Annotated in this window: 8 protein-coding genes; 2 read left to right on the top strand and 6 right to left on the bottom strand. The window is 43.4% G+C overall.

Annotated elements, in window-relative coordinates; genetic code table 11:
• Window positions 1-139: 139 nt before the first annotated feature.
• From rplS to ffh, 5 genes are all read right to left on the bottom strand, one after another.
• On the bottom strand, window positions 140-493 hold the full coding sequence (gene rplS, locus PR808_RS18035; RefSeq protein ID WP_047757186.1) for a 50S ribosomal protein L19: 354 nt from the start codon (window positions 491-493) through the stop codon (window positions 140-142).
• Window positions 494-534: 41 nt separating this feature from the next.
• Complete coding sequence (gene trmD, locus PR808_RS18030; protein ID WP_047757187.1) at window positions 535-1,299, bottom strand: tRNA (guanosine(37)-N1)-methyltransferase TrmD; 765 nt, start codon at window positions 1,297-1,299, stop codon at window positions 535-537.
• Window positions 1,300-1,337: 38 nt separating this feature from the next.
• Window positions 1,338-1,883, bottom strand: coding sequence for a ribosome maturation factor RimM (gene rimM, locus PR808_RS18025; RefSeq protein WP_047757188.1), 546 nt, complete (start codon window positions 1,881-1,883; stop codon window positions 1,338-1,340).
• Between the two features lie 18 nt (window positions 1,884-1,901).
• On the bottom strand, window positions 1,902-2,150 hold the full coding sequence (gene rpsP / locus PR808_RS18020; protein WP_004924887.1) for a 30S ribosomal protein S16: 249 nt from the start codon (window positions 2,148-2,150) through the stop codon (window positions 1,902-1,904).
• Between the two features lie 136 nt (window positions 2,151-2,286).
• Window positions 2,287-3,648, bottom strand: coding sequence for a signal recognition particle protein (gene ffh / locus PR808_RS18015; protein ID WP_206084776.1), 1,362 nt, complete (start codon window positions 3,646-3,648; stop codon window positions 2,287-2,289).
• Between the two features lie 376 nt (window positions 3,649-4,024).
• Here ffh and PR808_RS18010 point away from each other — a divergent pair, with 376 nt between their 5' ends.
• Together PR808_RS18010 and PR808_RS18005 are read left to right on the top strand one after the other, a co-directional pair.
• Entirely contained in the window at window positions 4,025-4,816 is a 792-nt protein-coding gene (locus PR808_RS18010) for a cytochrome C assembly family protein (RefSeq protein WP_206084775.1), read from the top strand.
• A gap of 40 nt (window positions 4,817-4,856) precedes the next feature.
• Window positions 4,857-6,143, top strand: a complete 1,287-nt coding sequence (locus PR808_RS18005) for a CNNM domain-containing protein (protein WP_206084774.1) — start codon at window positions 4,857-4,859, stop codon at window positions 6,141-6,143.
• Window positions 6,144-6,209: 66 nt separating this feature from the next.
• On the opposite strand, the gene luxS is transcribed toward PR808_RS18005, so the two are convergent.
• Window positions 6,210-6,725: an S-ribosylhomocysteine lyase gene (gene luxS / locus PR808_RS18000; protein ID WP_206084773.1), complete on the bottom strand. Its 516-nt coding sequence runs from the start codon at window positions 6,723-6,725 to the stop codon at window positions 6,210-6,212.
• Between the last annotated feature and the right edge of the window lie 4 nt (window positions 6,726-6,729).

The following is a 6,729-nucleotide window of genomic DNA, read 5'->3' as shown; positions in this document are numbered from 1 at the left end:
AAGACATCGCAGGGAGCATACATAAGTATGTGACCTGTGTGGCCGAGCGAAGCCAACAACGTCACAGCACGAAATATGAAGAATAAAAAGGCCCGCACTAAGGCGGGCCTCTTCAACTTTCGGATGTAGCGAAAGCGTATTACTTGGCGTTCAGACGCTCTTTGATACGAGCTGCCTTACCAGAACGCTCACGCAGGTAGTACAGTTTAGCTCTGCGAACAGCACCACGGCGTTTAACAGCAATGCTATCTACGACTGGTGAGTGAGTTTGGAAGACACGCTCAACACCTTCGCCGTTAGAAATTTTACGAACAGTGAATGCAGAGTGCAGACCGCGGTTACGAATAGCGATAACCACGCCCTCGAATGCCTGCAGACGTTTTTTAGAGCCTTCTACGACCCATACCTTAACTTCCACAGTATCACCCTGACGGAATGAAGGTACGTCCTGCTTCATTTGCTCTTGTTCAATTTGTTTAATAATGTTGCTCATAATAACTCTCTTACCCTAGGTAAACTGATATGTTTAGACAATTAATTGTCTGGATTCATTTGTTGCTCAGACTGATATTCACGTTGGAACTCAGTCAGCAACATCCTCTGCTCGTCAGTCAGAGCTAGGCTTTCCAGAAGCTCAGGTCTTCTAAGCCAGGTACGGCCAAGTGATTGTTTCATGCGCCAGCTATCTATTTTAGCGTGATTCCCCGAAAGTAATACATCCGGGACTTGCATGCCATCTAACACTTCAGGGCGGGTATAGTGAGGACAATCTAACAAGCCATCAGCAAAAGAATCTTCTTGAGCTGAAGCTTGATGACCAAGCACCCCTGGTATAAACCGAGATACTGAGTCTATCAACACCATTGCAGGGAGTTCCCCACCACTGAGAACGTAATCGCCGATTGACCATTCTTCGTCAACTTCGGTTTGAATGATACGCTCATCAATGCCTTCATAGCGGCCACAAACAAGTATTAATTTCTCATTGGTTGCCAGCTCGCAAACACCGTCTTGACTTAGCTTGCGCCCTTGCGGTGAAAGATAAATAACCTTTGCACCCTCACCAGCCTCAGTTCTTGCTGCGTTGATTGCATCCTTAAGCGGTTGCACCATCATCAGCATGCCTGGACCACCTCCGTAGGGGCGGTCATCAACAGTTTTGTGCCGATCGTGAGTAAAATCCCGCGGATTCCAGCACTCAAATGTGAGTAGGCCATTTTTCACTGCCCGACCAGTTACCCCGTACTCGGTTATTGCGCGGAACATTTCGGGAAACAGGCTAATTACACCAATCCACATGATATCGTCCCACTTATCAAAACCGTTCAACCGGAGATTTAAAAACCAGGATCCCAATCCACTTCAATGAGTTTAGCATCGAGATCGACTTTCTTGATAACCTGCCCATCAAGAAACGGAACCAACCGCTCCTTGATGCCAAATGCATCTTTTAAATTCGCCTTAATGACCAGTACATCATTCGAACCAGTCTCCATCATGTCAGTGATGGTACCAAGGTCATAGCCTTGTAACGTCACTACGTGGCAGCCCATCAGGTCTTTCCAGTAGTATTCGTTTTCTAACTCAGGAAGTTGGGTTGAATCAACCGCAATTTCAAAGTTAGTCAAAAGCGCAGCTGCATCGCGGTCATCGACCCCATTCAGCTTGACGATGATATCCTTGTTATGATGTTTCCAATCTTCAATTTCAATGTGTTGCCATTGACCTGAACGTTGGATAAACCAAGGCTGATACTCAAAAATACTTTCAGCATGTTCGGTGGACGAAAAAACTTTGAGCCAACCACGAATACCGTATGCCGCACCTAATTTCCCCAATACGATTGGGTTTTCAGGTGGCTGTAGTTTAGTTTGCTTGCTCATTGTTACCACCGCGACAGATTAAGCTGCTTTCTTAGCTTGTTTGACCAGTTGTGCAACACGGTCAGAAATAGTTGCGCCTAAGCCAACCCAATGCTCAACACGGTCCAAGTCTAAACGCAGTTCTTCTGCTTGACCTGAAGCGATCGGGTTGAAGAAACCGATACGCTCAATGAAACGACCGTCACGCGCATTGCGGCTATCGGTTACAACGATTTGGTAGAACGGACGTTTTTTAGCGCCGCCACGAGATAAACGAATTGTTACCATAACATCCTCATTAGTTAACAAAACAACCAGACTCCATCGAGGGATAGAGTCCGGCTGTCATATAAAAAGCCCGAAAAGTTTACTCACTTTGACGCAAAAATCAATCAAAAGTGCGTTTTGTTTGAGGCTTTATTGCTTAACGCCCCGGAAAACCCGGAGGCATCATACCCTTCATGCCGCGCATCATCTTGGCTAAGCCACCTTTTTTCATTTTCTTCATCATGCGTTGCATATCATCAAATTGTTTTAAAAGACGGTTAACTTCTTGCACGGTCGTTCCCGAACCTGCCGCAATACGGCGTTTACGAGAACCTTTAATAATCTCTGGTTTTTCGCGCTCTTTGCGCGTCATGGAATTAATCATCGCTTCCATACGAACCGTGATTTTATCATCCATTTGGGATTTAACAGCATCTGGTAACTGGGACATTCCAGGCATTTTGCTCATCATGCTCGCCATGCCCCCCATGTTACGCATTTGTTTTAATTGACTTAAAAAGTCATTTAAATCAAAACCATCACCCGTTTTTAGTTTTTTCGCTAATTTTTCTGCTTCATCACGGTCAACTTTGTGCTCAATCTCTTCAATCAGAGAAATCACATCACCCATCCCAAGGATACGGGATGCAACACGTTCTGGGTGGAACGGTTCTAAGGCATCCGTTTTTTCACCGACCCCTAAGAATTTAATTGGCTTACCTGTAATTGCACGAATCGACAGCGCAGCACCACCACGCGCATCACCATCAACTTTGGTTAATACAACCCCAGTCAGTGGTAAGGCTTCATTAAACGCTTTTGCGGTGTTCGCTGCATCCTGCCCCGTCATCGCATCGACGACGAACAAGGTTTCCACAGGCTTAATAATACGATGGACTTCTTGGATTTCTTCCATCATCGCTTCATCAACGTGTAAGCGACCTGCGGTATCCACCAATAATACATCGTAGAATTGAAGTTGAGCGTGCTTTAACGCTTTTTGCACGATAGCAGCGGGTTTTTCTTGCACATCTGATGGAAAAAAATCAATACCAACAGATTCAGCTAAGGTTTCAAGCTGTTTGATCGCCGCTGGGCGATAGACGTCAGCAGAGACCACTAAAACTTTTTTCTTTTGCTTTTCTTTTAAGTGTTTACCTAGTTTCGCAACGCTGGTTGTTTTACCCGCACCTTGTAAACCCGCCATTAAGACAACCGCAGGCGGCTGAGCCGACAAGTTGAGTTGATGGTTTTCTTCCCCCATCGCTCGAGTCAGTTCATTTTGAACAATTTTGATGAACTCTTGGCCTGGTGTTAAGCTTTTATTTACATCTTGACCAACGGCACTTTCTTTGACTTTCTGGATAAATTCACGGACAACTGGCAACGCTACGTCGGCTTCCAGCAATGCCATGCGAACTTCACGTAATGTATCTTTAATATTGTCATCAGTGAGACGTCCACGTCCGCTGATATTGCGCAACGTGCGCGAGAGTCTGTCGCTTAAATTATCAAACATATGTCTTAGCTCAATTCTGTTGATGGGCCGATGTTTAGCCTAATCTGGTTGCTAATACACCTAATTTCAAGTGTTTTAGTGTCAACAAGTTGAATTATAAGTAGCAAACCTTCAATCAAATGAAGGAAAAAGCACGATAAAAAATATTTTCCCGATTGTACCACATCCGCTATTTTTTCGCTGCCCTCTGTTTGAAACAGATTATACAAGCTATGATAGCGTTAGTTTCATTGTTATCTGTACAACCCTATAGGTACATGAAATGCTATCTATCGTGAATATACCGCTATTGGCTCGGCCAATAGTTGGAGCCTGCTCCCGTACACGTTATACTATAAAATAACTTTCCACTAAAAATGAATATCGACACTATACTATGCCAGTATTTGCAGTCATAGCAGTTTGTACATACATGATTAGCCTACTGCTGATCGTCCCAGGCCAAGTGCGTAAACAACCCCTTTATCGCCGTTTGGCGATACTACTTGCGATTGTTGCATTAGTGACGCACGCCATCACACTAAAATTACTCATTTTTAGTGAGGCCGAAGGGCAGAATCTCACCCTATTAAACCTTGGTTCAGCGGTGAGTTTACTGATGTGCTTAATTATGACGGTTGTCGCCTATTGGGGAAAAGCGTGGTATTTAACCCCGATAGTGTACAGTTTCGCTATCATTAATTTAATGCTTTCTACCATTATGCCTGGTGAGTTTATTACTCACCTAGAAGCCAGCGTGCCTCTATTTGTACATATTGGCTTGGCCTTATTAAGCTATGCCACGCTACTCATTGCTGCCTTGTATGCATTTCAAGTTGCGTTAATTGATCACCAACTCAAAAATAAAACCTTAAAATTTAGCCCTGATATGCCGCCAATGATGGTGGTAGAGCGTAAAATGTTTCACATCACCCAAGTGGGTGTCATTTTACTGACTCTGACTTTATGTACAGGGTTTATTTATATGGATAATATCTTTGATAAAGAAAATATCCATAAATCTGTGCTATCAGTGATTGCTTGGTTTGTCTACATTACTTTACTTTGGGGCCATTTCCACGGCGGCTGGCGCGGAAAACGCGTTTTATTCTTCCATGTTGCTGGCTCAATCATTTTAACGATGGCTTTTTTTGGTAACCGTCTACTCCAACAGTTTATGGTACCTTGAGTTTTTCTAACCTTTCCATATTGTAATAAGGAACCTTGTTTTGGATGATGTGTCTACCAGTACGCTAATCATCATACTGATTGTTTTAATTTTTATGTCAGCCTACTTCTCTGCCTCAGAGACGGGGATGATGACATTGAATCGCTATCGTTTAAAACACTTGGCAAAACAAGGTAATCGTTCGGCAATTCGAGTCGAAAAACTGCTAAAACACCCTGACAAACTGCTCAGTCTTGTCCTGATTGGCAATAACTTAATTAATATCGTCGCCTCAGCCTTAGCCACCATCATTGGTATTCGCTTATATGGTAACGCGGGTGTCGCGATGGCAACTGGGATCTTAACGTTTGTGATCCTTATTTTTGCGGAAGTGATGCCAAAAACATTAGCTGCGCTCTATCCAGAAAGAATCGCCTTCCCCAGTAGCTACTTTCTCAAGCCATTGCAAATCATTATGATGCCTGTGGTATGGACCTTTAATACTATTTCCTCACTACTTTTGCGTTGTTTAGGCATTCGCTCCTTAACGGCTCGCACAGATGCGGTAAACAAAGAAGAGCTGCGTACTATTGTCAATGAATCAAAGCATAAAATTAGCCGCCGCAATCAAGACATGCTGATTTCAATACTGGATTTAGACAAAGTGACGGTGGGTGACATCATGCTGCCAAGAAATGAAATTGTAGGCATTGATGTTAATGATGATTGGAAGTCAATTATAAGACAACTTACACATTCCCCCCACGGTCGAATTGTGCTTTATCGCGATTCTCTCGATGATTCGATAGGGATTTTGCGTGTCCGAGAAGCTTATCGATTGATGATGGAAAAACGAGAATTCAATAAACAGAACCTGATAAAAGCCTCAGATAACATTTATTTCATCCCAAATAGTACACCACTAAATGTTCAGCTCATTAATTTCCAACACAAAAAAGAAAAGTTAGGGATTATTGTGGATGAGTATGGCGAAATTCAAGGACTTATCACAGTAGAGGATATATTAGAAGAAATTGTTGGTGATTTTACCACATCGATGTCACCGTCTTTAGCAGAAGAGGTTCTACCTCAAAGTGATGGTAGCGTCCTGGTGGACGGCACTGCTAATATCCGTGACCTAAATAAGGCTTTTGATTGGAATTTGCCTGTAGACGGCCCTAGGACGGTTAACGGCATGGTGTTAGAGGTCATTGGCGATATTCCGCAGCTTGAAGAGCAAATCGTGGTGGGTCATTACATGATTGAAGTGTTAGCGATGAATGAAAATACCATCAAGCAAGTGAGGATCACACCGCTCACTTTTAGCTCGCAAGTCCCCGACTTATAAACTTTTCACCAAAAATAAAGCGCCAACATGTTTAAGGCGCTTTGTTCATAAGAGCACACCAAGAGATTAAACGTGAAGCTGTTCCAGCTTATCTGCAGGTAATGCTAAATCGTCATTTTTATTGATACCAATATTTGAGGACAACACATTACGTGCGATTTGCTGAGCTTCTTCCAGTGAATGCATTTTATAAGTACCACACTGATATACGTTCAACTCAGGGATTTTATTTTGGTCTTTGACGTTTAAAACATCTTCCATTGCGGCTTTCCATGCATCAGCAACACGCTGCTCAGCAGGCTGACCAATCAAGCTCATATAAAACCCTGTACGACAGCCCATCGGGGAGATATCGATAATTTCGACACCGTTACCGTTAAGGTGGTCACGCATAAAACCTGCAAACAAGTGTTCTAATGTGTGAGTCCCTTTTTCCGTCATCGCTTCTTCATTTGGCACGGTAAAACGCAAATCAAAAACAGTGATGGTATCACCACTTGGCGTTTTCATCGTTTTTGCCACACGAACAGCGGGCGCTGCCATGCGAGTATGATCGACAGTAAAGCTATCTAATAATGGCATTTCG

The organism is Providencia sp. PROV197 (assembly GCF_028479625.1).
Taxonomy (GTDB): Bacteria; Pseudomonadota; Gammaproteobacteria; order Enterobacterales; family Enterobacteriaceae; genus Providencia; species Providencia vermicola.
This window is presented reverse-complemented; position numbering and strand designations above follow the sequence as displayed.

Excerpts from the sequence above, each read along its gene's own strand:
- rplS (WP_047757186.1), bottom strand. The coding sequence starts at position 493 with ATGAGCAACATTATTAAACAAATTGAACAAGAGCAAATGAAGCAGGAC.
- trmD (WP_047757187.1), bottom strand. The coding sequence starts at position 1,299 with ATGTGGATTGGTGTAATTAGCCTGTTTCCCGAAATGTTCCGCGCAATA.
- rimM (WP_047757188.1), bottom strand. The coding sequence starts at position 1,883 with ATGAGCAAGCAAACTAAACTACAGCCACCTGAAAACCCAATCGTATTG.
- rpsP (WP_004924887.1), bottom strand. The coding sequence starts at position 2,150 with ATGGTAACAATTCGTTTATCTCGTGGCGGCGCTAAAAAACGTCCGTTC.
- ffh (WP_206084776.1), bottom strand. The coding sequence starts at position 3,648 with ATGTTTGATAATTTAAGCGACAGACTCTCGCGCACGTTGCGCAATATC.
- PR808_RS18010 (WP_206084775.1), top strand. The coding sequence starts at position 4,025 with ATGCCAGTATTTGCAGTCATAGCAGTTTGTACATACATGATTAGCCTA.
- luxS (WP_206084773.1), bottom strand. The coding sequence starts at position 6,725 with ATGCCATTATTAGATAGCTTTACTGTCGATCATACTCGCATGGCAGCG.